A 24778-nucleotide genomic window follows, 5' to 3' on the forward strand; every position below is an offset into this window, starting at 1 on the left:
CCGCCTGTGAAAACCTTGAAAGTTGGCGTCTGCCTGATGGCGGCCTTGATGTTGTGTGGCTGTAACCCGCTGATGACCGCGTCGGTGCGCAACCTCAAGTCGGCGGTGCTCGGCCCGGACGAACTGGATGTGAGCGCGGCCCAAGTGGCCGAGGTCAAGTACCCGCAAATCAAACTGACTACACCGTCCGGCTCCGGGGTGCTGGCGCTGGTGCGCGAGCGGCAAGACCTGCAGTTCTGGGTCGCCTCCGGCAAGCAGGTGTTGCTGCTGCGTGACGGCCTCGCCGTGCGCACCATTGGCCTAGGCGTGGAAGGCGATCTGGACGGCACGCGGCTGGCCGATAACGCGCCGTTCAAACACGGCCTGCATCAAGTCGCCGATGGCTTCACCAGTCAGCGCTGGATCGACCTCTACAAGGGCCAGCAAGTCGGCTTGATCGTCAACAGTCGTTTCTTGCGCCGGTCCACGCAAACCCTGGACATTCTCGACAAGGAATACACCGTGCTGCGTGTCGATGAACAGATCGACGTCCCGGCCATCGGCCTGCGGGCGACCAATCATTATTGGGTCGACCCGGTGGACGGGTTCATTGTGCAGAGTGAGCAACAGCTGACCAAGCAACTGCGCGTGCGCATTGTGCAACTGACCCCTGATCGCAGGCATCTGCCATGAAGCGCTGGCGGATGTTCTCGGCGGGCCTGCTGTTGATCAGCGGCGCGAGTCAGGCAGCGGTCATCGTCAGCGGCGATGTCGCCAACCCGGGACCGGTCGAATTGCCGCCGGGCGGGCGCTTGCTCGACGTGATCAGCGTGGCGGTGCCGAACGCCGAAGGTTACTGGCTGGCCGGTGAGTTGTTGCGCCAGTCGTTGCTGGAAGAGCAGGCGCGACTGAAGGCCGGGGTGTTGTTCGATCTGGATGTGTTGCAACGCATGGCCGCGTTGTTCGATCGCCCGAGCCGCGCCGCGCTGGCGTTGCGGCTGGCCGAGCAGGTGCGGCAGATGCCGGTCACCGGGCGCCAGGTCGCGGACCTGGACCCGGTCGCGGTGGAAGTCGGTTTTGCGCGCAACATTCGTCTGGATGATGGCGATCGCCTGAGCTACCCGAAACGGGTCGACGAGGTGCAAGTGCTGGGCGCGGTCGCCGACACCTGCCACGTGCCTTATCAGCCGCTGCTGGAGGCGCGCGAATACCTGGAAATCTGCACGCCGCTGGACGACGCCGAGGCCGATTACCTGTGGCTGATCCAGCCCAACGGTGCGGTCCGGCGCGTGGGCATTGCGCACTGGAATCGCGAGAGCGGGCACTTCCCCGTGGCCGGCAGCAAGATTCTGGTGCCGGTGAAAAACGATGATCTGGATCCGCCTGTTCCTGAGCTGAATCAGCAGTTGGCCGAATTGATTGCCACGCAGCTGGCTGAGGTGGTTCGTTGAAGTTACGTGTTGCAGCTGTGTTGTTATTGCCGTGCGGCCTGGTGCATGCCGAGCCGCGCATTACTCAAAATGATTTCGGTGGCACCGGTCTGTTGCAGACCCCGACGGCGCGCATGGCCCCGGCCGGTGAACTGAGCGTCAACGCCAACCGCACCGAGCCTTACAGCCGCTACAGCGTGTCGTTGCAGCCGCTGGACTGGCTCGAAGGATCGTTCCGCTACACCGCCATCACCAACCGGCCCTACGGCTCCGAGGCGCTGAGCGGCAGCCAGAGCTACAAGGACAAGGCGGTCGATGCCAAAGTCCGGCTGTGGCAGGAAACCCACTGGGCGCCGGAAGTGGCGCTGGGCTTCCGAGACATCGGCGGTACGGGCTTGTTCTCCAGTGAGTTTTTTGTCGCCAACAAGCGCTATGACAATTTCGATTTCAGTGCCGGCATTGCCTGGGGTTATCTGGGCAATCGCGGCGACATGGACAACCCGCTGGGCTACGTCAGTGATCGCTTTGACACCCGGCCGGCCCTCGAGGGGACCGGTGACGTCAACTCCGGCTCGTACTTTCGCGGCAAGCCGTCGTTCTTCGGTGGCGTGAGTTATCAGACGCCGTGGGATCGGCTCAGCCTGAAACTCGAATACGAAGGCAACGACTACAAGCACGAACCGAAGGACAACGTGATCAAGCAAGACTCGCCGATCAACGTCGGCGCAGTGTTCAAGGTGGCTGATTCGGTGGACGTCAGCGCGGCGTGGGAGCGTGGCAACACGGCGATGTTCGGCATCACCTTTCACACCAATTTCGTCAGCCGCAAGGCACCGGCCAAGACCTACGATCCAACGCCTGAACCGTTGCCGGCGAAGATGCCGACCACGTCGATGGAGCAGGTCGACTGGGCCAACGTCTCGCAGCGTTTGCAGCAGAATGCCGGGTACAAGGTCGAGCGCATCAGCCAGCGTGATTCCGAGTTGATCGTGTACGGCGAGCAGCAGCGTTACTTCCATTCGTCGAAGGCCGTTGGCCGCGCGAGCCGGATTCTCGACAACAGTGTGAACGACGACATCAACTGGTTCACCGTGGTCAACAAGCGCTACGACCTGCCGCTGGAGGAAACCAGCGTGCCACGCCAGACCTTCCGCGAAGTGATCAACAACGAGGAGCCGCTGGAGTCGTTGCACCGCACCACCGAGATCAACCCGGCGATGCCGCACAACGAGAAAACCCTCTACACCGAGGCGCCGCAGCATTTCAGTTATGGCGTGGGTTTGGGCTTCAAGCAAAACGTCGGCGGCCCGGATGGCTTGCTCTATCAATTCAGTGCCGACGCAGACGCTGAATATCGTTTCAACCGCAACACCTGGTGGAGCGGCTTGCTCAGTGCCAACCTGGTAAACAACTTCGACAAGTTCTCTTACGATGCACCCAGCGGCCTGCCGCGGGTGCGCACCGATTTGCGTCAATACCTGACCACCTCGGAAGTGACCATGCCGTTGTTCCAGGTCAGCCATGCCGAGCAGTTGGACAAGGACCTGTATGGCATGGTCTATGGCGGGTATCTGGAGTCGATGTTTGCCGGTGTCGGCGGCGAGGTGCTGTTCCGGCCGACCGGCGAGCGCTGGTCGGTGGGGGCGGATCTGAACTACGTGCGCCAGCGGGAATTCGACCAGGGTTTCGGCCTGCGCGACTACTCGGTCTGGACTGGCCACATCACCGGCTACACCGACTTGCCGTATGACACGTTGGCGGCGGTCAGTGTCGGTCGCTATCTGGCCGGCGACTGGGGCGGCACGCTCGACATCTCTCGCGAGTTCTTTAACGGCGTGCGCTTCGGCGCCTGGGCGACAATCACCACCGCCGGCAGTGCGGAGTACGGCGAGGGTAGTTTCGACAAGGGCCTCTACCTGTCGATCCCGTTCGACGAAATGATGAGCATGTCGACCATGCGCCGCGCCAATCTCGTCTGGGCGCCACTGACCCGTGACGGCGGCGCCAGGCTCAATCGCAGCTTCCAGCTGCACTCGATGACCGATAGCCGCGAGGGCGATATGTTTTATCGCAACTTCTCGAAGATTACCGAGTAAAACTGGAAGGCCGGAAAATCTTTGGGGGCGGTGAATCCGGTATCTCAATCACACCCCCCCCCTTGTAGGAGTGAGCCTGCTCGCGAAGGCGTCGACACATTCAACATCTCTGTCGCCTGACATACCGCCATCGCTTGCAGGCAAGCTCCCACAATGGCCCAGCGGCAACCCACAAATTCCGATCCATACCAAAATCCCCTGTGGGAGCGAGCCTGCTCGCGAAGGTGTCGGCCCATTCAACCTCTCTGTCGCCTGACACACCGCTTTCGCTTGCAGGCAAGCTCCCACAATGGCCCTGCGGCAACACACAAATCCCGATCCATACCAAAATCCCCTGTGGGAGCGAGCCTGCTCGCGAAGGCGTCGACACATTCAACATCTCTGTCGCCTGGTACACCGCTTTCGCTTGCAGGCAAGCTCCCACAATGGCTCTGCGGCAACCCACAAATCCCGATCCATACCAAAATCCCCCGTGGGAGCGAGCCTGCTCGCGAAGGCGTCGGCACAGCCAACATCTCAGGTATCTGACCCGCCACCCCCAGATCCCACCCACAAAAAAGGGGACTTTCGTCCCCTTGCGGTATTGCCTGGTCGATCACCAGTCCATCAATAAATATCCTTCGACAACAGCGTAAACGGCGTCTTCACCAGGATCTTCAGGTCCAGCCACAACGACCAGTTGTTGATGTAATGCAGGTCCATCTCCACGCGACGCTGCATCTTGTCGATGGTGTCGGTCTCGCCACGGCAGCCGCTGATTTGCGCCAGCCCGGTGATGCCCGGTTTGATTCGGTGGCGGGCCATGTACGCGAGGATTTTCCCCGAGTAGTAGTGGTTGTGCGCCACCGCGTGCGGGCGAGGGCCGACCAGGGCCATTTGCCCCTGCAGCACGTTGAACAACTGCGGCAGCTCATCCAGCGACGTGCGGCGGATGAAGCGTCCGACGGCGGTAATGCGCGAGTCATTGCGGCTGGCCTGAACCACCTCGCGGTCATCGTGCACGCGCATCGAGCGGAATTTCCAGACTTGAATCACCTTGCCGTTCCAGCCGTGACGATCCTGCTTGAAGAACACCGGGCCCGGCGAGTTGATCTTCACCGCCAGCGCGATGAACAGCAGCACCGGGCTCAACAGAATGATCGCCAGCAGCGCCACGCCTTTTTCCACCAGGCTTTTGCTCAACGCAGCGGTAGGGCGGCTGGTCAGCGGGCTTTCGTTTAGGCAGATTGCCGGCAGACCGTCCACCACCTTCACCGAGTGATTGAGCAGGGTCAGACTGTTCAAGTCCGGCACCCAGACCACATCGACGTTGGCACCGAGCAAATCGACGTACATCGCTTCGATTTTCGCCGCCTCCGCCAGCGGCAGGGTGATGTACAGACGACGGATGTCATGGTCTTTGATCAGTTGCAGCAGATCTTCCTGATCGCCGACCACACGCGGTGCATCCGCATCCAGCTCCGCCGTCGCGCCATTGCTGACCAGACCTACCAGCGGCAGGTTTTCCACCAGGCTGATCTTCTTCGCCAGGCCCAACGCCAACTCACCCGTACCGACGATCAACGTCTTCTGCGCGCTGGTGCGGGAACGCTGGTAGTACTTGGAGAAGGCATGCAGCGGCGCATACAACAGCGCCTGACCGAGGAAGCCGTACACCGCCCAGCTCAACGTCACTTCACGGGAAAACACCTCGTCGGCCTTGCACACGAACGCGATGCAGACCAGTGCGACCATGGTCATCGACCAACCCATGAACAGCCGTCCGAGCCCGGTCAGGTAATTGTCCTGCTTGCGATACACGCCGCTGAACGTATACGCCGGCACCGAGGCCAATACCGCGAGTGTCGCGCACATGCGGTAATAGAACTCGACGGTGCCCGTATGCCGTTCAGCGAGTATGAACAACAGCGCAACAATGAATGCCTGCGCCAACGCCCATTGGCCCCAGAAGGTAAGTCCCTTGAGGCCGTTATTTCGATTGATCCGTAGAGAAAGTTCCATGAGATATCCCCAGAAATACGTCCATTCAGGTTTCGACAGTTAAAGTCCGAGTTGCTAGATAGGCTTGTTGTTGTTATTGGACGAGTGTCCTGAGGTAACAACGTCGATAGGCCGAACTGTCGTCAATCAATAGACTAAGTTATTGCTGAAGAGGGTGTCTGACGAGTTCTAACAAGATGGCACAGTGCCAACTTTTTAATAAGCACATACACTGCTGTTAGAAAAGGTCGTGGAGCAGGGGGTGAATAAGTGATGTTGTGTTTGTTACTGTAGGAGGGGTGGAGGCAGGGAGCTTTATTTTACCAGGGAGGTGAAGTCAAACAGAGTGCTCTTGTTGTTTTTGTAATCGCACTGTTTTCTGTTTGTTTTGTCCGCGGATATCGGCTGTATTTACGCCACGATGTCCTGGATGAGGCAATAACCGCGGTTTCTTACGGCACGAAACAGGCGCTCACCATTACTCGCGCTTTTGAACTTGTCCTGCAGGCGACTCAGGCACATCTCGAGACCACGATACTGCTCCGGCTCGCGGCCGATGCTGAGGATCAGGTCGTCGCGACTGACCACGCGCTCTTCGTGATTGAGCATCTTTCTGACCAGTGCGGTTTCAAGCCCGGTCAGGCTGATCTCGACGCCTTCCTTGACCAGTGCGCCTTGATCGTTGTCCAGATGCCAGGTCTCGCTGCACGGAGCGCCGTGTTCATTGGCTGAAGTCGAGTGGGCGGTGTCCGCGTTCATTGTCGGGGATTGGTGAAACGGGTTGGCCGATTGTGCGGCGAGCCATTCCGATTCGAGGGTGGCCAGTATGCGCTGGGTATCGTGTTCAATCGTACGGGCGACGTTTTTCCGAGTGCCGCTTGGGTAAGAAAACTCCATCAGCATCGGGGCGGAAGAGGGCGAAGTAGCACCTTCAATAAACATTTGTGCCTGAGACGTGCCAAACGAATTGAAGCGCTCGCTGGACAGAATGCTCTCAAGTTCACGCTGCGACGTTGTACTGTGAGTCACGACGACAAAATATTTTCTTGGGAGGGTTGTACTAGTTTCCATGTCTCTCTCCTAAAATGTGCACCAAAATGGGCGAAAAGATAAATCGGCAGGCGAGCAATGACTTCCTTGGAAGTAATCGACAGGCAGGGTCTGGGCCCAAAATGGCCCTCGATAAGTTCCACTCGTTCTGCTGCTATGTTGTGAAGTTTATTGTTATGGTTCGGTGTAGCCGCGCTCATTCAATTGCTTGATTATTAGTAGATTTGAAGTACAACTTGAGCTGTATGGTTGCATATGACGATCCTTCGTGATTATGCAAAGAGAATGGCTGCCCGAGACTCAGGCAGTCGATATCAGACCCCGCATCAGGCGATAGCCGTAGCCGCGGATGCTCTGAATCGCGTTGGTACCATACATGTCCTTGATTTTTCCACGCAAGCGGCTGATCGATTTTTCCAGCGCTCTCGGATCGTAGAAATGGGTATTGAGCCCCATGATGCTGGCGATTTCATCATGGCTGAGAATGTGGTTGCTGGTCTGCGCAAAGGCTTCCAGGATCTTCATCTCGGCAAACGAGATGTCGAGTTTCTGGCTGGTGCCGCCGAGCAGGCAGATACGCGTCGGGTCCAGCGTCAGATTGATATCTCGCTGCCATTCTTCGCTGTTGAAGAACTCACCGAGCAACTCCGCGCCTTCGTCGGAAAGGGTATTGAGTTTGATACAGAAGTCGGCACCCGCCAGAAAATACTTGATCTTGTTGAAGGCGCCGCGCCCGGTGATGACCGCGCAAATGATCGGCTTCAAGTTGTCGGTGCGCAGGTTCTCGATCAGCGCAAGATTGTCTTCCAGCGCTTGCGGACTGTCGATAACGATGAAGATGGCGCGATACGAACCAGAAAGTTCATTGTGCCTGGATGAACTAGTGTAGGAGCTGACATCAAGTGCCATATCAGTGCTTACGTGCTTTGCGATCAGCGCTCTAAAATGTTCGGCCACGCCACGGGTACGGCCCAGAGTGAGTACACCGGGATCGTCGTTTGTCGGGCGCGGACTTCTAGTCGCCAAGTTCCCTGAGAGCATCATGCATTGACTCGAATTAGGTGCTGACATCGGGATGTTAAAGCACCGGTTCTCATCTGTGACTGACAATTGGTAACATTCACGCGATTTTTAGACGTGGCTCCCGAGTTTTCTAACAATAATTAAGCATTTCAAGCTTTTAGTTGATTTTCTCGGGGCTGTGAACTAGTCGTTACATGGTGGCAATATGGAATTGTGCCACTATTTTGAATCTATGGCCACGGCTTTATTCATGTCCAATTGCCACTGTCTGCTGGCGAGAGATAATGTGAGATGGATCACACTTTATTGATGGATCAAACTTTTTGCTACTAAAGGCCTAAATATTTTTCGAGTAGTTCGTAGGCGGACGTTTATTAACATGGCTTGAGTGTGTCTTTTGATAAGACATATTCTCCGTCGCCTGATCAGGCAATGGGTGTCGCGTTATACCGATTGTTTAACTTCAGATACTCAATTCCTGAATGCAGTTGACCGGTCGCTCATCAAGAGCGCTCTGACGGAGGATTAATGGATTTCTGGACCTTTATCCAGGTGTTGATTTTAGGCGCAGTAGAAGGCCTGACCGAGTTCTTGCCGATCTCCAGTACCGGCCACCAGATCATCGTCGCCGACCTGCTGGACTTCGGTGGCGAACGCGCCATGGCGTTCAACATCATTATCCAGCTGGGGGCGATTCTGGCCGTGGTCTGGGAGTTTCGCCCGAAGATCTTCGACATCATCAAAGGCTTGCCCAGCCAGAGCAATGCGCAACGTTTCACTCTCAACCTGCTGATCGCCTTCCTGCCGGCGGTGGTCCTCGGCGTGCTATTTGCCGACAAAATCCATCAATACCTGTTTAACCCGATCACCGTGGCCATGGCCTTGGTGGTGGGCGGCATCATCATGTTGTGGGCCGAACAGCGCAGCCATGTGGTGAACGTCGATCACGTCGACGACATGCGCTGGTCAGACGCGTTGAAAATCGGCTTCGTGCAATGCCTGGCGATGATCCCCGGCACGTCGCGTTCCGGCTCGACCATCATCGGCGGTTTATTGTTCGGCTTGTCCCGGAAAGCCGCCACAGAGTTCTCGTTCTTCCTCGCTATGCCGACCATGGTCGGCGCCGCGGTGTACTCCGGCTACAAATACCGCGACCTGTTCCAGGCCAGTGACCTGCCAGTGTTCGCCCTCGGTTTCGTCATCGCCTTCATCTTTGCCATGATCGCCGTGCGCGGCCTGCTCAAATTCATCGCCAACCACAGCTATGCGGCGTTCGCCTGGTATCGGATCGCGTTTGGCTTGTTGATTCTGGCGACGTGGGTGTTTGGCTGGGTGAACTGGACGGAAGCGGCGGCGGGGTGATGCGCACGCCAGGCGGATCAACCCGCCTGGCGCGTTTTACGAAGGGGAGGGCTCAACGCCCTTGCAGCAACTCGCCGGCCTGATCCAGCAACGCCAGCGGATCCTTGGCCTTGTGAATATCCACCGACAACAACTGACGGAATTTACGTGCCCCCGGGAACCCGGTCCCCAACCCCAGCACATGCCGGGTGATGTGATGCATCGCACCACCGGCCTGCAAATGCTCGGCAATATAAGGCCGCAACTGCGCCAGCGCCTCGGCACGGCTGATTACCGGCGCGGTGCTGCCGAACAACTGCTGATCCACCTCCGCCAGCAGATACGGATTGTGATAAGCCTCACGCCCCAGCATCACACCGTCAAAGGTCTGCAAATGCTCATGGCAGGCCTCCATCGTCTTGATCCCGCCGTTCAGCACAATCTCCAGCTCCGGAAAATCCGCCTTCAACTGCGCCGCCACGTCATACCGCAACGGCGGAATGTCGCGATTCTCCTTCGGCGACAACCCCTCCAGAATCGCAATCCGCGCATGCACAGTAAAACTGGTACACCCGGCATCCCGCACCGTACCGACGAAATCACACAACTCGGCGTAACTGTCCCGCCCATTGATCCCGATCCGATGCTTCACCGTCACCGGAATCGACACCGCATCACGCATCGCCTTCACACAATCCGCCACCAACTGCGGATGCCCCATCAGGCATGCACCGATCATATTGTTCTGCACCCGATCACTCGGGCAGCCAACATTAAGGTTCACCTCGTCGTAACCATGCGCCTGCGCCATGCGCGCGCAAGCGGCCAGATCCAGCGGGACGCTGCCGCCCAGTTGCAACGCCAGCGGGTGCTCGGCTTCGTTGTGACGGAGGAAACGTTCGTGATCGCCATTGAGGAGGGCGCCGGTGGTGACCATTTCGGTGTAGAGCAGGGCGTTCTTCGACAGGAGGCGTAGGAAGAAACGGCAGTGGCGGTCGGTCCAATCCATCATGGGCGCAACGGAGAACCTTCTAGACAGCGTAGAGCCGGTGTTTGTTGGGTATGTAGCTGAATTCTGTACCATTTTGCTCTACGTGTTCTAAGCCGGTTTCAGGGGGTAAATAGGCGTTTTCTGAGGTCGGTTGGTACAATGTACCAACCACTTTTCAAATTGTACCAGTTGACTATGGCCACGATCAGAGCACGGAAACGCACCGACGGCAGCACCAGTTACACGGCACAGATACGCCTGTTTCGCGATGGGACGCAAGTTTACCAAGAGAGTCAGACCTTCGCCCGAAAACAGGCCGCACAGGCTTGGGTGCGTAAAAGAGAAACCGAACTGGACGAACCAGGTGCGATCGAGCGGGCAAACCGACCTGGTGCGACGATCAAGGAAATGATCGATCGGTACTTGGTCGAGATGACCAAGGCGCGCCCTCTCGGGAAGACGAAGCTCGGCACGTTGAAGGCGATCAGCGAATCCTACCTTGGGAAGTTGAACGACAGGGATGTAAGCAGCCAGCACCTGGTCGAATATGCGTTATGGCGCATGGGCAAGGAGGGCGGGGGCGTTCAGCCTCAAACCGCCGGCAACGATCTTGCACACCTTGGCGCGGTTCTCTCGATCGCTCGGCCCGCTTGGGGATATGAGGTGGATCCGCACGCAATGGCGGACGCCCGCCGAGTGTTGAAAAAGCTCGGTTACAACATGAAAAGCCGCGAGCGCGATCGCCGGCCCACCTTGGAAGAACTCGACAAACTGCTGACGCACTTTCGGAGTATCCAAACCCGTCGTCCAACTTCTATCAACATGCTTAAGTTGGCTGGCTTCGCGTTGTTCTCCACGCGTAGGCAGGAAGAGATTACCCGGATCCGCTGGGATGATTTGGACGAGGCTGGCCAACGGGTTCTGGTTCGTGACATGAAGAACCCTGGGCAAAAAATCGGTAACGACGTCTGGTGTCATTTGCCTCCAGAAGCATGGGAGATCCTTCAGACCATGCCTAAAGTGTTGCCTGAGATTTTTCCTTACAGCGCTGAATCAGTGTCCACGTCCTGGACAAGGGCCTGCAAAATCCTCGGCATTGAAGATCTGCACTTTCACGATCTGCGCCACGAAGGCGTCAGTCGTCTTTTTGAAATGGATTGGGATATTCCGCGAGTGGCGAGCGTGTCGGGCCATCGAGACTGGAACTCAATGCGCCGTTATACCCACTTGCGCGGGCGAGGGGATGTTTATGCAACTTGGGAATGGTTCGAGCGCATCCTGCAGGCGCCCGTAAAACTGGGCGCCAAAACGTTGAAGTGAATTAGCTACTGCGCGGCGCGCTATTCAGTTGATTACTTTCTTTGACTGCTGCAGCGCGCTGTTCATCCAGGTAGGCCGACAGGTCTGCAATATGAACACCTTTCGCACTTTTCTGGCTCGGCTCCATGCGAGTAATCGGGAGCTTTATCTGCCCGGCACCCACTTTGCGTTGAAACATATCCGTTGTCAGGTGCGTGAAATAATCCTGGCACACTCGATCCAGGGGAATTACCACTTGGCCATTGTATTGGGCCATAAGTACAAACAGCGTTTTCATAGTGCGATACCTTCGAGTGAGTAAGTTCGATCAATTGGGGGGCGGTCTGCTGTTGATTTGCCTGCCAGTAGTTGAGCGACAACAGCGAACTCTGCCGCATTAATGTCGCCCAGCTCCTTAGCGAAAGTGGTAAGGCATTCAAGCCGGATCCGTGCTGCTTCAGTTTTCCGTACTCGATAATCAAACAGCGCTGTACCTACGATTCTGATAGCCATCAGATGCCGAGCCTGCGGGTCACTGTTGTTGAGTGTGTTAGTCTTTGAATCACTGCTGCTTTGGTGCCTTGCTTCCATGATGTTGCCCTCAGTGGTGGTTGATGTCGGGGAGCTGCAACTCCTCGACATCGCTTCTCATCCGTCAGTCTCGACGGGCCAGGTGAATAACCAGGTCAGCGTAATTCGGGTCTTCCTCGCTACAGGATTGCCATTCCAGTACGCTCAAAATCTGCTGTGGGCTGCACGACTCCACCAGGATTTCGCGCTGGCCACCTGCAGCACGAACTTCAAGAATCTGCAGCAGCCCGTCCTCGCCGTAAGCCCCGGCTTGAATCACCGGCTGGGTCTTCCCCAGCGCATTCAGGCCATCGATGATCTCCTGCAGCTTGTTCGTGTTGCCGTCGCCGGCATTACCCATAAAGACTTGGATTTGCATCGGTGTAGCCTCCTTTTCACGCTTTGAAGATCCAGCACTTGACCGTTGTGGGACGGCCCGGCGCCAAGGGTGTTCTGCTGTTCATCGCTGCGCGGACTGCGCTGTGTACGGCTTTATTTGCTTCCAGAAACTTGTGCGAGCGTGACTCTTTGAGTAGGTCGCGCAGGGTGGCCACGTCGGCCAGCTTCTGTTTGTGTTCGGCGGCTCGTTCGCTGAATTCGTTGAGGTTGATCGCAATGACGCTCGGGTCGCTGCTGTGATCGACCAAGGGGTCATCATTGAGCGATTCGAGGTAGTCGTAGACTTCCCAGAATTCGGCAACGGCCGGGTGGTCGGAGCTGATTGAGGCTTGGCGCTCGATCGCCATTCGGACGATCTGCCGCTGGGTCGCGGCTACCTGAGGCTCGTCCAGTTTCAGAACCAGGCGCAGGGCATCGAGTAGCGAAAGCAACTGCGCGTGGTTCTTGCTGATCCGCTCCACACGGATGTATCCGCGCAGGTCGGATCCGCAGCTGCGGCAGTTACCTTGTTCGCTTGGGAACTCGGTTCCGCAGTCGAAGCAGTGGGTGTGCAGCCGGCGCAGCTTGGCTTCGTGTTCGGGCATGCGCTGGGCGAAAAACTTGAGGACGGCCGACTCTTTACCGACGGCCCGAATCAGGAAGTGGCTGAGCGTTCCGCCGTCCAGGGCGTTCAGCTTGTCCGCTGCAGCGCGGCTTTGCGGCGTTACTGTCGGCCGGATGAAGTGCAGCTTCACGATCCGGGTCATGATCGCTTCATGGGCGACCACGGCCGCGTTCTGGCTGATGGCGATCGTGCCGCGAAACGGTGGTTCGTAGGTTTCGTTGCCGGCAGTCTTCACACCTTTGGTGGCCAAAGTGCCGCCGCCAAAAAAGTCTTTCAGCTCGTCCCATTCGAAAGTCTTGGCGTGAGATCGATCGTCACCGTGGCGATCCGCCTCAAGAAACACCACAGGCATTCCGGATACCTGACCCATCAACCGCGAACGGCCGGCTTTCGTCGACTTCATAGGGTCGAAGCCTTCGTACCCCTCGCGGCCGAGCAGTTTCCACAGCAGGTTGAGCAGGGTGGTTTTGCCGGCGCCGGCCTCACCGGTGGCTTCCAGAAAAGGGAAGGACTGATAGCGCGCCCGGATCTGCTCGCAGAACAGCGAACCGAAAAAGAACACCAGTGCGACCAAACCTTGGGCGCCGAAGCATGTCCACAGCAGCTGCAGCCACTGCTCGTTAAAATCCTTCCCGTCACGCTGCAGCTTGATCGGGACGCCTTTCTGCAGTGATTTCAGCCGCAGTTTTCCGAACTCGAAATAGTCCTCGCTGTTGATTTTGTAGATCGTGCCATCCTTGATGGCGAGATCCCCAAAAACGTAGCAGCCGTATTCCTTGCTGTAGCCCACGTAGTCGATCGTGGACACGGTTTTGATGCCGAACAGTTGATCCTTCATCAACTTGTCGAGCTGCTGCCCGCTGCCGGTGTACATGGCACCGGCAGCCATCCCGAGCAGACGTTTTTTGAATTCGCTGGCGGCTGATAGCTGACCGCTGGTGAAGGTGTTTTTCACGCTTTCTGAGTCGTGAGGGAAGTCCACACGCACGTAGTACCAGGATTCGTCGGTGACTTCGTTGCGTTGAAAGTACAGCGCCTGCGGGTAGCAGTTCGCGATCTCGACGACGCTACCTGACTGTTGCAGGGCCTTCTCACGCTGCTGCGATTGATTGAGCAACTGGTCGTCGTGGTTCTCGCTGTCCTCGATGTCCTGCATCGCCCGGTTGAATTTCTCCATGTCCAACTTGAACCAGTAGAGGCGGTTGCCGAATCCAAGGTGGAATTCCCCGCGCTTGTTCCAGTCGTACATGAGCAACGCTTTCTCGGCCGCGCTCTCGGCCAGCAGCAGGGAACCCTGGTGACGAACCTGTTTCAGGTCAGCGGCAATCTGATCAGCTCGTTGGCTTTCGTCATCGATGAAGCCCCATCGTTGATGCAGGTCGTTCCAGTCGGTCTTTCGGCCGTCGCGGAGCGGAATCTGTGCAGCCTCACAGACGAATCCCAGCGCTCGCGCCTGCTTTGCCCAGCGTTTGGTGTAGGTGTGTGCACCTGGTTCGTTGTCCAAGGCCCACACCAGCTTCGGTAGCTTTCCTTCGCGGTTTCGAGCAAGCGCCCGCAGTGATTCCTCCGGGAACGCGTTCGAAGACATAGCCGACACTGCTGCGATGTCGTTGTGCACCAAGGCGATCGCATCGAAGATTCCTTCCACAATCCAGATTTCTTTGGCTTCCAGCAGATCCACGCAAGGCGGGCACCACCAGACGCCGCGGTAGCTGTCCTTCGATTTGAAGCGCGCTTTCATCTTTCCAAAGCGGTGTGGGCGGTCGATCAACCTTTCCCACCAGCCGCCTTTCTCCAGGGCAAAGCGAACGGTAGCGCTGCCGGCGTTGTGTTCGGCCGAGTAATAGCTTTCCTGGGTGAACCATCCCTGGATCAGCTCTAAGCGAAAACCTCGGGCAAATTCCAGATAGGCGCGGGCGGTCGCGTTAGGGTGTTGATCGGTCGCTGGCGCGCGTTTGCTCCAGTCTTCAAACAGGTCGTCGTATAGCTCCTTCACATGCATCGTGTGGGCGCATTTTTCAGGTCTGCCGCAGATCACTAACCACGGAGCATCAAAGCGGGTGTAAAGCGTCTTCTGCCTGCACTTCGGGCAAGTACCCCCACGCATGTAGTCGGTGTTTGTCCTGTGCTTGAGGCCGTAATCGAATTTCAAGCGTTCGATCACGTCGCTACGCAGTTGCTCTTTCATGGTTACTTCACTTTCTTAAGGCAGAGGGAGAGGGCGCCGATCAGGTGTTTCTGTGCGGCCATCACAGGACAGTTAGCGAGGATCGATCCGTGACGCAGGCCTTCGGGGATAAAGCGGAATTGATCTGCATACCAAAGGTCATTGAGGCTGAGACGGTACTGTTCACGCAGGTTTGCCAAGAGCGCTTCGGCCTGCGCTGGCGGCAGTTTTGCGTTGATGTTCAGGGTGTTTTCCATCGTCAAACCTCAATTTCGGGCGCAGCTCACCCAAACCCACGGATATGGGGGGATCGGGAATTTGTTGGTTGGGTGTTAAGGAGTGGTAACGCGGAAACGCCCGTTGTCCGGCGCGTTCAGAATGCGTTCATAGATCAGGCTGACGGGGACGGCCCAAACCTCACCGGTGCCTGTGTCAGCGATAACTGTATGTGTCGCCGTGCTGGTCAGTACGTCCAGGCACTGCCGATCGCTTGCGGCAGATAAATCGCTGTATGCCAGGTGAACCATTTTTTCGGCTGTCGGAGTCCGTACGTCGAAGTCGGACACCAAATGTTGAACGGCGCGTTTGACCAATTGCTGATCGTCGCTCAAGTGTTCGCACCGATGCCGTTCGAGGAACAGCGACGCCGCGGCTTTGAGCATGTCCTGATATTCCTGTGCTGCAGACAGATTGTTCATTGGGCTTTCCCCGCACGGTATAGAGCGATGGCTGCAAGCACTTCGGAGTGTCGTGCAGCAACATGGAGGTTGTGGGCGTCTAGGATCAGCTCGGCTTCTTCTTCGCTGATCGAACCGTCTTCAAGCGCCTTGGCGATCGCCTGGTCAACACAACCGCGCTTTGCTGCTACCTGCACCGACCGAGCGTAAAGCTCGACGTTGTCCAAGGTCTCAGGATCAGCAACCGGCACAAACAGCCCGCCATACATCGACGCGACGTAGTTGGGTAAATGGTGTGTGCCGCAATCTTGCTCCAGCATGAAAACTTGCGTGTCACTAAGCGGGCTACAGCCAGCGTTTTCGTAGGCATGGTTGTCGAACTTTTTAAGCTTCAGTCCCAAGCGTGCGGCAGCGGCCTCACGTCCTCCGGTATAGCTGCGGATGATCTCGCTCATGACTTCTTTGCGAGTGTCTAGGATCGGGCTTTTCATCTTCTACTTTTCCCTGTTGAGCGCCGCTATTACTGTTCGATCACGCCGTCTTTAATCCCTAGCAACACAGCGGCGCGATGTGCCTCCCCCCGGCGACCTTTGATCCGACCGTTCAATAGGTCGCTGACTAAATTTTTGTTCAGTCCGTGTTTGCGACTGAACTCCGCAATGCTGACTCCTTTTCGATCAAGCGCCGCCCGGGCTTGCTCGTGCGTAACGGTGGCGGGCATAGTGCTCCCCTTGTTTGTTTCTGTTTGTTTGCGTTTGTCTGTGGTGATTCTTGGTCAAAAAAATGATCAAGTCAATGGTGGTGAATAAAAAAATGCTCATAGCGGATCGAGTGGGTGAACGCCTCAGGGAAGAGCGCGAGCGCTTGGGGTTAAATCAAACGGATTTTGGTGTGCTGCTAGGCGTCAGCCGGGGCACACAAAAGAACTACGAATTGGGAGCGAACTCTCTCGATCTCCGATACGTCACGGCTCTTGAAGAACGTGGCGTTGATGCTGCTTATGTGCTGACCGGCCGGCGATCCACTCCTCTGGGGCAACTTTTTAGCGCAGCAGAAGAAGAGTTGATAAACCAGTTCAGAACCATTTCGGATGAGGATCAAAAAGCGATCCGTCGTTTCCTTGAGGCCATGGCTGACGACGCCGCCAGGCGTCGGTCTTAATTCACGAAAAGCCATACATCATTGGGAAAGCTCCCATTCCAATGATTTTTGCCACGCCCCATAAAGTCCGTTCAGCAATGCACTTTATGGAGTAGTTAGCATGTTGGATCGCAAGAAGAACGATCAAATCAACCTCGAGCACGTCGGGTCGGAAACTACCGTACTCACTGACATCGAGCGTCGACTGATCGATCTGTATCGTCGGCTGAGTCGCGTTGAACAGCAGCAGGTTCGTCGCGTGGCTGAGATACTGGCAATCAACCCAAAGGAGAAAGTAGGGGGCTGAACGTCATTCTTTGAATGATCCCGATCGCCGACGCTGTAGCGTTGGCGGTTTGTACCTACGCCACCGCCTGCGACCCCAACTGCTCGAACAGCTCCCGCTGCTTCGCCCTGGGCAACTCGCGAAACCGATCGATCAACATGCGTTCGAAGGTCTGCGAACACGGGCTGAGCGTGTGTGAGAACGTCAGGTTCGACACCCATGTATGCCCGCACCTGGCGTCCAGGCATTGGCAATACAGCTTCACGAACTCCGTTGTTACCTCTTCCCGTGAAGCAATTCGGCCCTTGTGGCCGCACTTGCATACAACTCTCATTGTGTCCCTCCCCAAGGGCAGCTGATCGCTACCATATTGCCATAATATGCAGTGGCTTTCTCTCCACTTGCTTATTCATGTAGTGGTATCCACTGCTTCATGAGCAGGCTTCCAGCTAAAGCGCCTGTCTTCTCGTAACTTGTTATTAAGCTGGTCGAACAACTGGCAGATCGGCCGGATCTCGTTGCTGGTGTACACGCGATCGATCTTTTCGATGTCGCCGAATCCACCGGTGTTTTCCGGGATGATGCCTGCCAGCGCCGGGTTCATCCGCCAGGCCGCGATGACATCGTTTCGAGTGATGTTCTTCACTTTCTCCAGCTCGTCTTTCGCCTGGAAGTCGCCCACCGGGATGATCTGGATGGCGTTTTCCTTACCGTTGGGGATGTTGACGAACATCGATCGGAAGTTGCCCACACCCTTGCTCGCGCTGATTTGGGCGCGCAGCTCGTCTTCGTCCTCTTCGGTCAGGTCGGGGTCGTTGGTGTAGAAGATGTAGCCGGCGTGCGCACCGTTGCTGTAGTAGCGCCGGCGGAAGAGGGTAGCGGCCTCATTCAGCAGCAACGCCTGCAGACCTCCCAAGTAATCTGGAATCCCGTAAATGTTCTGTTCCACGTCGTAGTCCAGGACGTGGGAGATCTCGTGCGCCTCGAACTCCATTTCCTTGTTGTCGGGCAGCAGCATCACGAAACCGCCGTCGACCTTTACGCGCATGTTGATCGCCGGCAGGTGCTGAAGCTCCAGCACCTGGCCGAATGCGTTGGTGTCGTTGTAGAAGTACGCTTCGCCAAACACCATGTAGTCCAGTCCGGCGCGGCCCATTGTCTCTGTGCTGCAGCCGGCCGAGGCGATGAACTCACGCAGCAACAGGTTGCGCTTGAACTTCGGAATGGCGCCGTGGTGAGCGTTGGCGCGCAACAGCTTCGCCAGGCCGGCCCGTGATACCGGCGGCTTGTAGATCTTGCCGTCGTCGCTGGGGAACACGCCCACGTATTCGCCGATGTTGCCGGACAGCACCTGCTCCGGTTCCCCGAATGTAAACGAACGCATCGGCTGCTGCTGTGGTTGGACTACGTGGTGCTTTCTGCGTTTGCGGTTGGCCATGGCTGCTCTGGTTACTCGTGACGTAGCGGCTACGACGCCGCTTGTTGGTGTTCAAAGGTTCGTTTGACAGGGCGTGCATCACCGCCCAGGCAATGTCGGCGTGACCGGTGGCTTCGGTACGGGATGCGCTGTAGGTGATCTGACCGCTGTTGGTGGCGCCGCGCTTGATGGTCAGGAATGCCTGGGCGATATCCGTCCATCCCGCGTCCCACTCGATGCGACTGCCTTGGATCGTGTCCTGGGCTTTCAGTACCAGGGCGTTTTTCGCTTCCAGGCTGTAGTGAATCGGTGTCGCCTTGGCGTAGAAGTCGCGCACCAGGTCGAAAACGCCGTAACCCACGCCGGTGACATCGATGCCGATGTGCTGCACGTTGAAGCGCTCGGTCAGCTTCTTGACCTGCGCGGCCTGGTAGGTGAACGAATGGCCCCGCCAGCTGTGCTTCTCCAGGATCCGGAACTTCGCCCCGGGTTCGAGTGGCGGCGCGATGACCACACAGGTGGCGTCGTCGCGGGTGCGACTCGGGTCGTACCCCAGCCAGACCGGGCTGTTGCCGAACGGGCGATCCAGATCCGGGTTGTAGTCCTCCCACAGCGACAGATCCGAGTAGCAGCGCTCCAGATCCTTGAGGCTGAAAGCGCTTTGAGTGCTGTCGATGAACTTGCAGTAGAACAGCTGTTGAAACTTGTCCTCGTCGTACTCCAACTGCAGTTGTTCCAGGTCGAACAAATCGCAGCCGCCGGCGATCGCATCGTCCAGAGTAATCGTTTTGCGCCACTGGCCGTCCGGACACAGCGCGCCCTGTGTGTAGGCCGTTTCGCTCGGCCACACACCGCCGGCCTTCTTGCCGCGCTTGCTGTTGCGGAACTCTTCGCCCGACCAGAACGGATACGCCTGGTGCGACACGGCGCTGGGCGTCGAGAAATAGGTTTTGCGCCACTTCTTGTGGGTGCCCATGGCGCTGGCCACGGTGCTGAGTTTTTCGAAGTCGCGAATCCAGAAATATTCGTCCACGTAGACGTGGCCGTGGTAGCCCTGGGCGGTGCTGCTGTTGGTGCTGAGAAAACGCAGCTCGGCGCCGTTGCTCAGGGTGATCGGGTTACCGGTCAGCTCAATATCAAACCATTGCTTGGCGAACTGGATGATGTAGCTGCGGAAGATCTCGGACTGCGATCGGCTGGCCGACAGGAACACCTGGTTATCACCGCTCAACACGGCGTCCATGAACGCTTCGCCGGCGAAGTAGTAGGTCAGGCCGACCTGACGGCTTTTGAGGATGTTCCGGACACGGCGGGTCAGCGGGTTCTGTTTCGCCTCGAACAGTTCTTTCTGGTAGCCGTACATTTTCGAGATGAACTTATCCAGGAAGTCCACTTCGGTCAGGCCGCTGATGTCGTTCTTTGCCTTCTTTTCGCGCTTCTTGCCGCCGCCTTCGCCACGCTCACGGCGTTGGCCAGGCTGACGTTCGCGAGGCTCGTCCGGACGATCTGTTGCCGCCGCCGGCGCAGGTTTGGCCGCTAGCTTTTTCAGTCGCTCAAGCAGGCTTGTCAGCCGCTCCAGTTCGTCCAGTTCGGCTTTCGTCAGCGGCTCGATCTTCTCCAGAATCAAGGTGATTCGTCGGTTGACGGCGCTCAACGGTTCTTCATCCGTAAGCATCTCGTCCCACCCGCCTTGGCGGATCCAGTAGTAGACGATACGGATATTTGGCAGCTTCAAATGCGCCTGGATTTCCTTCACCGAACAGCGGCGCAGGTAGAGGCGTTTTGCGGCTTCTTTGACTTCGGTCGGGTAGTTCATGGGCCGCAGTCTATGCGGCGAAAACGCCGGAAACGCGGGGTTAAATCCCATCATTCGCCTATATCCGGAAAATAGGAGATCGCCGAAAACCAACCGTTTGTTTGGGGCAAATCGGCTCCCTATCGTGGCGGCTCATTCAGTGATTGAGCGCAGTTACCCACCATGCCCCGTTCCCTTGTCTCCTACTGGAAACGTGTTGCCACTAGCGGCCCGACCGTCGATGGCCGCGAGATCCTGCCCCAGGAACTGCGCGACATCGCCGAGACCTACACACCTGCCAAGTACACGGCGGTGATCTGGTGTGACCACGAACGCTGGACAGGCTCGCACGGCACCGTATTCGCTGTGCGTTTGGTGGAAGAGGGCGAGGATCTGGAGCCTGGTCAAATCGCGCTGGAAGCGCAGCTGAAGCCGAACGACCGCCTTCTGTACCTCAACGACCAAGGCCAGAAGCTGTTCAGCAGCATCGAGATCACCCCGAATTTCGCCGGCAGCGGCAAGGCCTATCTGACCGGCTTGGCGGTGACTGATTCGCCGGCGAGTCTTGGCACTCAAGAGCTGTATTTCTCCAATCGAACCAGCCGCGCCGCTTACTACGCCGCTTCGCAAGAACTCGGCCCGCTACGCGAAACCGAGCCGCAGGGCGAGATCGGGCGCCTTGCCGCCATGTTCACCCGCCTGTTTAAGCGTTTCGGTATTGAAGACACGTCCACCGAAACCACCCCGCAAACCCCAACCGAGAGCAAACCCCCAATGGATGAAGCTACCGCAACGGCCTTGAAAGCCCTGCTGGCCCAGCTGCTGGTCGTCGCTGCCGGCATTCAGGCCGTGATCGAGCCTGCCGCCGAAGACGCACCGGAACCCGATCAAGCCCCGATCGATGACGTCAGTGCCGCAGTAGACGAGATCGTCACCACTGCCGAAGAGGAGCGCGAATTCAAGCGTAACGGTGGCGGCAATAAGTCTGTGTTGGCTGCGTTGGCCGGCCTGCAGAAGCAATTCACTGCGCTGCAGAACACACCGACCGGACGTCAGTTGCCGCGCAATTCCGGCCCGACTGACAAATCCAAAGCGCGGGTGCTCTGACCATGGCCCGTTCCCTGAGTGCTTACGGCGCCAAGATGTACGCCGAAATGCAGCTGGCGATCGCCGAGACCTACGGTGTCGAGCTGGCCAGCAAGATGTTCTCCGTTGAACCGTCGATCGCCCAGGAGCTGAACGACGCCATTACCGCCAAAGCGGACTTCCTGCAGCGCATCAACGTCATTCCGGTGACCGAGATCAAGGGCGAGAAGGTGTTCATTGGCGTGTCCGGCCCGGTCACTGGCCGCACCAACACCAAGACCACCGATCGCGTGGCGAAAGATGCTTCGGCGCTGGAAAACAGCACCTACGAACTGTCGTCGACCGAATCGGACGTGGGTCTGCCCTACGCGAAGATCGATGCCTGGGCCAAGTTCCCGGACTTCCATCAACGTTACTCGGCTGCTGTGCAGAAACAGATCGCTCTGGACCGCATCATGGTCGGTTTCCACGGCCTGAAAGCCGCTGCGCAGACCGATATTGCCGCTTACCCAATGCTGCAGGACGTGAACAAAGGCTGGTTGCAGCAACTGCGCGAGCAAGCACCGCAGCAGGTACTCAAGGAAGGCAAAGCCGCCGGCAAAGTCACTCTGGGGCCGGACGGCGATTACGCCAATCTGGACGCCCTGGTGCATGACACCAAACAAATGGTGGACGAACGTCTGCGCGATGGCGGCGACCTGATCGCCATTATCGGCACGGACCTGTTGGCGGCCGACAAGGCCAAGCTGTACGCCAAGCAGGGTGATACACCTACCGAAAAAGAGCGCATTGAGGACGCTCAGGTCATCGCCACCTACGGCGGTCTGCCGAGCTTCAGCGTTCCGTTCTTTCCGGTCAACGGCGTGCTGGTCACCAGTTGGGACAACCTGTCGATCTATTTCCAGGACTCCAGCTGGCGCAAGCAAACCGTGGACAACCCAAAACGCTCCCGCGTCGAGGATTACAACAGCCGCAACGAAGGTTACGTGATCGAGCAGTTGGAAAAGATCGCGCTGACCGAAAACGTGGAGCTGGTGAAGTGAGCCTGGCTCTCGCACACAAGCGCCGCACGTTGGCCCTGGGAAGCGCTGCAGTGATCGCTGCCGCAGCGGCACCGCTGGCGTATTCGCCGGCGGAAGCCCTGAGCAGTCCGGCCAATGCCAAAAAACACCTGCTCCTGCAGGAAGCGGCGCTGGCTCAAGACCTGGAACGCCTGAGCGCGATCAAGGGGCTGGCCGGACGTCAGGCACTCAAGCGTGAGGAACTGCTGCCCAAGTACCAGGACTTCATTCAGCGCTACATGGATTCGGGCCTTGTCATGCCGAACCCCGTCCTGGTGCAGGTGATGGTCTGGCTGTTCGACACCGAGCAGTTCGAAGACGGTCTGGTGCTGGCGGACTTCGCGATCGAGCAAGGTCAGGAAATGCCGGAGCGCTTCAAGCGGCGCGACGTGCAGACCTTTGTCGCGGATGCAGTGATCGACTGGGCTTACGCCGAGTACAACGCCCAGCGCAGCCCGGAACCGTACCTGTCCAACCTGCTACCGCGTGTCGACGGTGAATGGGATCTGATCGAGCAGATCCCGAGCAAGTACCACAAGTTGATCGGCATGCGCGCCATGGAGGCCGAGCAGTGGGAAACCGCTCTTACGCACCTGGAGCGCTCCACTGAGCTGTACGCCAAAGCCGGCAACGAAACGCGCATTGCGAAATGCCGCAAGGCGATCGCCAAACAAACACCCGCCAACGACGGCGCCCAATAACCGACTACCCCCCCAGCGGGGAACTGTGGACGTGTGTCTGCCATTTATGGCCAGCCCCACGAAAAACAGTCTCCCCGCCCTAATTCGAGCGGTCAGCAATGAGCTTTTCCGGGAAACCCACCACCTTTGTGGAACAGATCATCGAGAACGACGGTTTCTGGCCAGACCTCTCCGTGTCCGAATTCCAGAAGGGCTACCGCCTGCCGGCGGAGTTCCTGGGCGACCTGCTGACCGACGCGCTGAGCATCGCCATGGCCGAGGTCAACGACGACCTGGCCAAGCTCAAAACCAGTTGGCTGGCGGCGGGTATCAACGCCGTGGAAACAGCCGATCCGATGCTGCTGCCCGAACGTGCATTCAAAGCCAAGCTGTACAAACGCGCCGTGTATTGCCGCGCCAAAGCCAGCGCCCTGCAGCAGTTCGCCACCGTGACCCGGCGTGAGAGTGCCGAGAACACCGGCAAGGAAGCGCCGGAGCGTGAAGACACGTTTCTGGCATTCAGTCAGCAGGCTGTGCGCGCCCTGCAGGGCCGTGGCCGCATCACGGCGAAGTTGCTATGACCAAGCTGCAGGCATTGACCGCCTACCTGATGCAGCGCCGCCTGGTCGCGCCTGAGCAGCTCGACAGCTTCACCGAGCAGGTAAAGCTTTCGCTGATCTGGAAGCCCGACGTCGGCGGCATGCACTTCGCCGATATGCACTATCGCGCCGCGATTGTGCTGGAGCGCTTCGCCGACCATCCGGCACGTCTCATGGCCCTGGTCGGCAGTTGGCTGGAAAACCACGACGGCGATCGCGACCGCCACGAACTCCCGGCACCGGAATTCGCCGTGGAGCCGTTGGACAACGACCTGTTCGACGTGGAAGTCACGCTGGAATTCGTCGAGCCGCAGTACCTGTCCGAAGACCCTGCAGGCGAGATCGAGGCCTTCGGCAAGACCTGGGCGTTTGTTCCCTTTGATCTGTGGATAGCCGAGCTCGGCGAGGTGGCCACCGATGGCCGGCCGTAGCACTTTCGAACTCGACGTTCGCGGGCGTTTGGGCGTGCGCGAGCAACTGGCCTTGTTGAGCCTGCCTCCGCAACTGCGCCGCCGGCTGTTGAACCAGGTCACCAAGCGCGTGCGGACGATGAGCCGCAAGCGTGTGCGCGAACAGCGGAACCTGGACGGCTCGCCGTTCGCCCCGCGCAAGGGCGACGGCAAAGGCAAAAAGAAGATGGAAGCCGGCCTGGCCAAGTTGATGGTGGTCACCCGCGTGACCCCTGACGAAGCGGAACTGGGCTGGAAAAACGCCCTGACCCGATGGGTCGCCGCCCAGCAACACAACGGTGCCAGCGAACGCCGCACGGCCGCGCAGATGCGCCGCTGGAACAAAACCCCGCCGGGCCTGGCTGCGACCGACAAACAGGCAAAGCGTCTGCGCCGGTTGGGCTTCCGTGTGCGCCAGGCGGGGAAAAAGACGCTGACCCGGCCGTCTGTGGCGTGGATTCAAGACCATGTGAACTACGCCCAGGCCGGCCTGCTGATTCGCATTCTGGACGACCAGCGCGAGGAGACCTCCGGCGCGCAGAGCTGGGAAATCACATTGCCGAAACGCCAGTTCATCGGCGCCGAAACTGAACGCGAAACCAATCTCCTGATTAACCAGGTGATGCAACAAATCCTAACTTCACCCCGCTAACGAGGCA

The 24778-nt window shown here is 58.0% G+C and carries 27 protein-coding genes; 13 read left to right on the forward strand and 14 right to left on the reverse strand.

Annotated features, from left to right (window positions below; translation table 11 throughout):
• The first annotated feature begins 6 nt into the window (after positions 1–6).
• The 3 genes from HBN98_RS23600 to HBN98_RS23610 are packed head-to-tail and all read left to right on the forward strand — an operon-like array spanning position 7 to position 3505.
• Entirely contained in the window at positions 7–672 is a 666-nt protein-coding gene (locus HBN98_RS23600; RefSeq protein ID WP_083368404.1) for a YjbF family lipoprotein, read from the forward strand.
• A complete protein-coding gene (locus tag HBN98_RS23605; RefSeq protein ID WP_083368405.1) occupies positions 669–1430 on the forward strand; it encodes a capsule biosynthesis GfcC family protein in 762 nt (253 codons plus the stop codon). The genes HBN98_RS23600 and HBN98_RS23605 overlap by 4 nt, the downstream gene beginning before the upstream one ends.
• Positions 1427–3505 (forward strand): YjbH domain-containing protein, encoded by a 2079-nt coding sequence (locus HBN98_RS23610; protein WP_064588392.1) that lies wholly within the window; start codon positions 1427–1429, stop codon positions 3503–3505. Before HBN98_RS23605 ends, HBN98_RS23610 begins: the two co-directional genes overlap by 4 nt.
• Positions 3506–4111: 606 nt before the next feature.
• On the opposite strand, the gene HBN98_RS23615 is transcribed toward HBN98_RS23610, so the two are convergent.
• The 3 genes from HBN98_RS23615 to HBN98_RS23625 form a co-directional block, all read right to left on the reverse strand.
• A complete protein-coding gene (locus HBN98_RS23615) occupies positions 4112–5506 on the reverse strand; it encodes an undecaprenyl-phosphate glucose phosphotransferase (RefSeq protein WP_083368406.1) in 1395 nt (464 codons plus the stop codon).
• Positions 5507–5896: 390 nt separating this feature from the next.
• The gene (locus tag HBN98_RS23620; protein ID WP_083368407.1) at positions 5897–6556 is read right to left on the reverse strand and encodes a winged helix-turn-helix domain-containing protein; all 660 of its coding nucleotides are present in this window, start codon (positions 6554–6556) and stop codon (positions 5897–5899) included.
• A gap of 279 nt (positions 6557–6835) precedes the next feature.
• Positions 6836–7579 (reverse strand): winged helix-turn-helix domain-containing protein, encoded by a 744-nt coding sequence (locus HBN98_RS23625; protein WP_083368408.1) that lies wholly within the window; start codon positions 7577–7579, stop codon positions 6836–6838.
• A gap of 507 nt (positions 7580–8086) precedes the next feature.
• On the opposite strand from HBN98_RS23625, the gene HBN98_RS23630 reads away from it, so the two are divergent.
• Complete coding sequence (locus HBN98_RS23630; protein WP_083368409.1) at positions 8087–8920, forward strand: undecaprenyl-diphosphate phosphatase; 834 nt, start codon at positions 8087–8089, stop codon at positions 8918–8920.
• 52 nt (positions 8921–8972) lie between these two features.
• Here HBN98_RS23630 and dusA read toward each other — a convergent pair whose 3' ends face one another.
• Complete coding sequence (gene dusA, locus HBN98_RS23635) at positions 8973–9983, reverse strand: tRNA dihydrouridine(20/20a) synthase DusA (protein ID WP_083368410.1); 1011 nt, start codon at positions 9981–9983, stop codon at positions 8973–8975.
• A 102-nt stretch (positions 9984–10085) separates the two neighbouring features.
• Between dusA and HBN98_RS23640 the strand changes: the two genes are divergently transcribed.
• On the forward strand, positions 10086–11210 hold the full coding sequence (locus HBN98_RS23640) for a site-specific integrase (RefSeq protein WP_083369413.1): 1125 nt from the start codon (positions 10086–10088) through the stop codon (positions 11208–11210).
• Between the two features lies 1 nt (position 11211).
• On the opposite strand, the gene HBN98_RS23645 is transcribed toward HBN98_RS23640, so the two are convergent.
• From HBN98_RS23645 to HBN98_RS23675, 7 genes are all read right to left on the reverse strand, one after another.
• Complete coding sequence (locus tag HBN98_RS23645; RefSeq protein ID WP_025111104.1) at positions 11212–11487, reverse strand: pyocin activator PrtN family protein; 276 nt, start codon at positions 11485–11487, stop codon at positions 11212–11214.
• A 357-nt stretch (positions 11488–11844) separates the two neighbouring features.
• Positions 11845–12138 (reverse strand): hypothetical protein, encoded by a 294-nt coding sequence (locus HBN98_RS23650; RefSeq protein WP_083368412.1) that lies wholly within the window; start codon positions 12136–12138, stop codon positions 11845–11847.
• A gap of 16 nt (positions 12139–12154) precedes the next feature.
• A complete protein-coding gene (locus tag HBN98_RS23655) occupies positions 12155–14950 on the reverse strand; it encodes a toprim domain-containing protein (protein ID WP_083368413.1) in 2796 nt (931 codons plus the stop codon).
• 2 nt (positions 14951–14952) lie between these two features.
• On the reverse strand, positions 14953–15186 hold the full coding sequence (locus HBN98_RS23660) for a hypothetical protein (RefSeq protein WP_083368414.1): 234 nt from the start codon (positions 15184–15186) through the stop codon (positions 14953–14955).
• Positions 15187–15261: 75 nt separating this feature from the next.
• Complete coding sequence (locus HBN98_RS23665; protein ID WP_083368415.1) at positions 15262–15627, reverse strand: hypothetical protein; 366 nt, start codon at positions 15625–15627, stop codon at positions 15262–15264.
• Positions 15624–16097 carry a YmfL family putative regulatory protein gene (locus HBN98_RS23670; RefSeq protein ID WP_083368416.1) on the reverse strand — a complete coding sequence of 158 codons (474 nt, stop codon included), beginning with the start codon at positions 16095–16097 and terminating at the stop codon, positions 15624–15626. The genes HBN98_RS23665 and HBN98_RS23670 overlap by 4 nt, the downstream gene beginning before the upstream one ends.
• A gap of 29 nt (positions 16098–16126) precedes the next feature.
• Entirely contained in the window at positions 16127–16327 is a 201-nt protein-coding gene (locus HBN98_RS23675; protein ID WP_041074619.1) for a DNA-binding protein, read from the reverse strand.
• Between the two features lie 92 nt (positions 16328–16419).
• On the opposite strand from HBN98_RS23675, the gene HBN98_RS23680 reads away from it, so the two are divergent.
• A complete protein-coding gene (locus HBN98_RS23680; RefSeq protein ID WP_041074636.1) occupies positions 16420–16767 on the forward strand; it encodes a helix-turn-helix domain-containing protein in 348 nt (115 codons plus the stop codon).
• Positions 16768–16867: 100 nt separating this feature from the next.
• Positions 16868–17053 (forward strand): hypothetical protein, encoded by a 186-nt coding sequence (locus tag HBN98_RS23685; protein ID WP_041074617.1) that lies wholly within the window; start codon positions 16868–16870, stop codon positions 17051–17053.
• A 55-nt stretch (positions 17054–17108) separates the two neighbouring features.
• Here the strand turns inward: HBN98_RS23685 and HBN98_RS23690 are convergent, their stop codons facing one another.
• The 3 genes from HBN98_RS23690 to HBN98_RS23700 form a co-directional block, all read right to left on the reverse strand.
• Entirely contained in the window at positions 17109–17366 is a 258-nt protein-coding gene (locus tag HBN98_RS23690) for an ogr/Delta-like zinc finger family protein (RefSeq protein ID WP_083368418.1), read from the reverse strand.
• A gap of 75 nt (positions 17367–17441) precedes the next feature.
• Entirely contained in the window at positions 17442–18284 is an 843-nt protein-coding gene (locus HBN98_RS23695; RefSeq protein ID WP_229755029.1) for a phage portal protein, read from the reverse strand.
• Entirely contained in the window at positions 18223–20265 is a 2043-nt protein-coding gene (locus HBN98_RS23700; RefSeq protein WP_083368419.1) for a terminase large subunit domain-containing protein, read from the reverse strand. The genes HBN98_RS23695 and HBN98_RS23700 overlap by 62 nt, the downstream gene beginning before the upstream one ends.
• 162 nt (positions 20266–20427) lie before the next feature.
• Here HBN98_RS23700 and HBN98_RS23705 point away from each other — a divergent pair, with 162 nt between their 5' ends.
• From HBN98_RS23705 to HBN98_RS23730, 6 genes are all read left to right on the forward strand, one after another.
• On the forward strand, positions 20428–21351 hold the full coding sequence (locus HBN98_RS23705; protein ID WP_083368420.1) for a GPO family capsid scaffolding protein: 924 nt from the start codon (positions 20428–20430) through the stop codon (positions 21349–21351).
• Between the two features lie 2 nt (positions 21352–21353).
• Positions 21354–22373, forward strand: coding sequence for a phage major capsid protein, P2 family (locus tag HBN98_RS23710; RefSeq protein WP_083368421.1), 1020 nt, complete (start codon positions 21354–21356; stop codon positions 22371–22373).
• On the forward strand, positions 22370–23092 hold the full coding sequence (gpM, locus tag HBN98_RS23715; protein WP_083368422.1) for a phage terminase small subunit: 723 nt from the start codon (positions 22370–22372) through the stop codon (positions 23090–23092). Before HBN98_RS23710 ends, gpM begins: the two co-directional genes overlap by 4 nt.
• A 98-nt stretch (positions 23093–23190) precedes the next feature.
• Positions 23191–23652 (forward strand): head completion/stabilization protein, encoded by a 462-nt coding sequence (locus HBN98_RS23720; RefSeq protein ID WP_083368423.1) that lies wholly within the window; start codon positions 23191–23193, stop codon positions 23650–23652.
• Positions 23649–24101, forward strand: coding sequence for a phage tail protein (locus HBN98_RS23725; RefSeq protein ID WP_083368424.1), 453 nt, complete (start codon positions 23649–23651; stop codon positions 24099–24101). The genes HBN98_RS23720 and HBN98_RS23725 overlap by 4 nt, the downstream gene beginning before the upstream one ends.
• The gene (locus HBN98_RS23730) at positions 24088–24771 is read left to right on the forward strand and encodes a phage virion morphogenesis family protein (RefSeq protein ID WP_083368425.1); all 684 of its coding nucleotides are present in this window, start codon (positions 24088–24090) and stop codon (positions 24769–24771) included. Before HBN98_RS23725 ends, HBN98_RS23730 begins: the two co-directional genes overlap by 14 nt.
• Positions 24772–24778 lie beyond the last annotated feature (7 nt).

This window comes from Pseudomonas koreensis (assembly GCF_012986595.1).
Lineage (GTDB): Bacteria > Pseudomonadota > Gammaproteobacteria > Pseudomonadales > Pseudomonadaceae > Aquipseudomonas > Aquipseudomonas koreensis.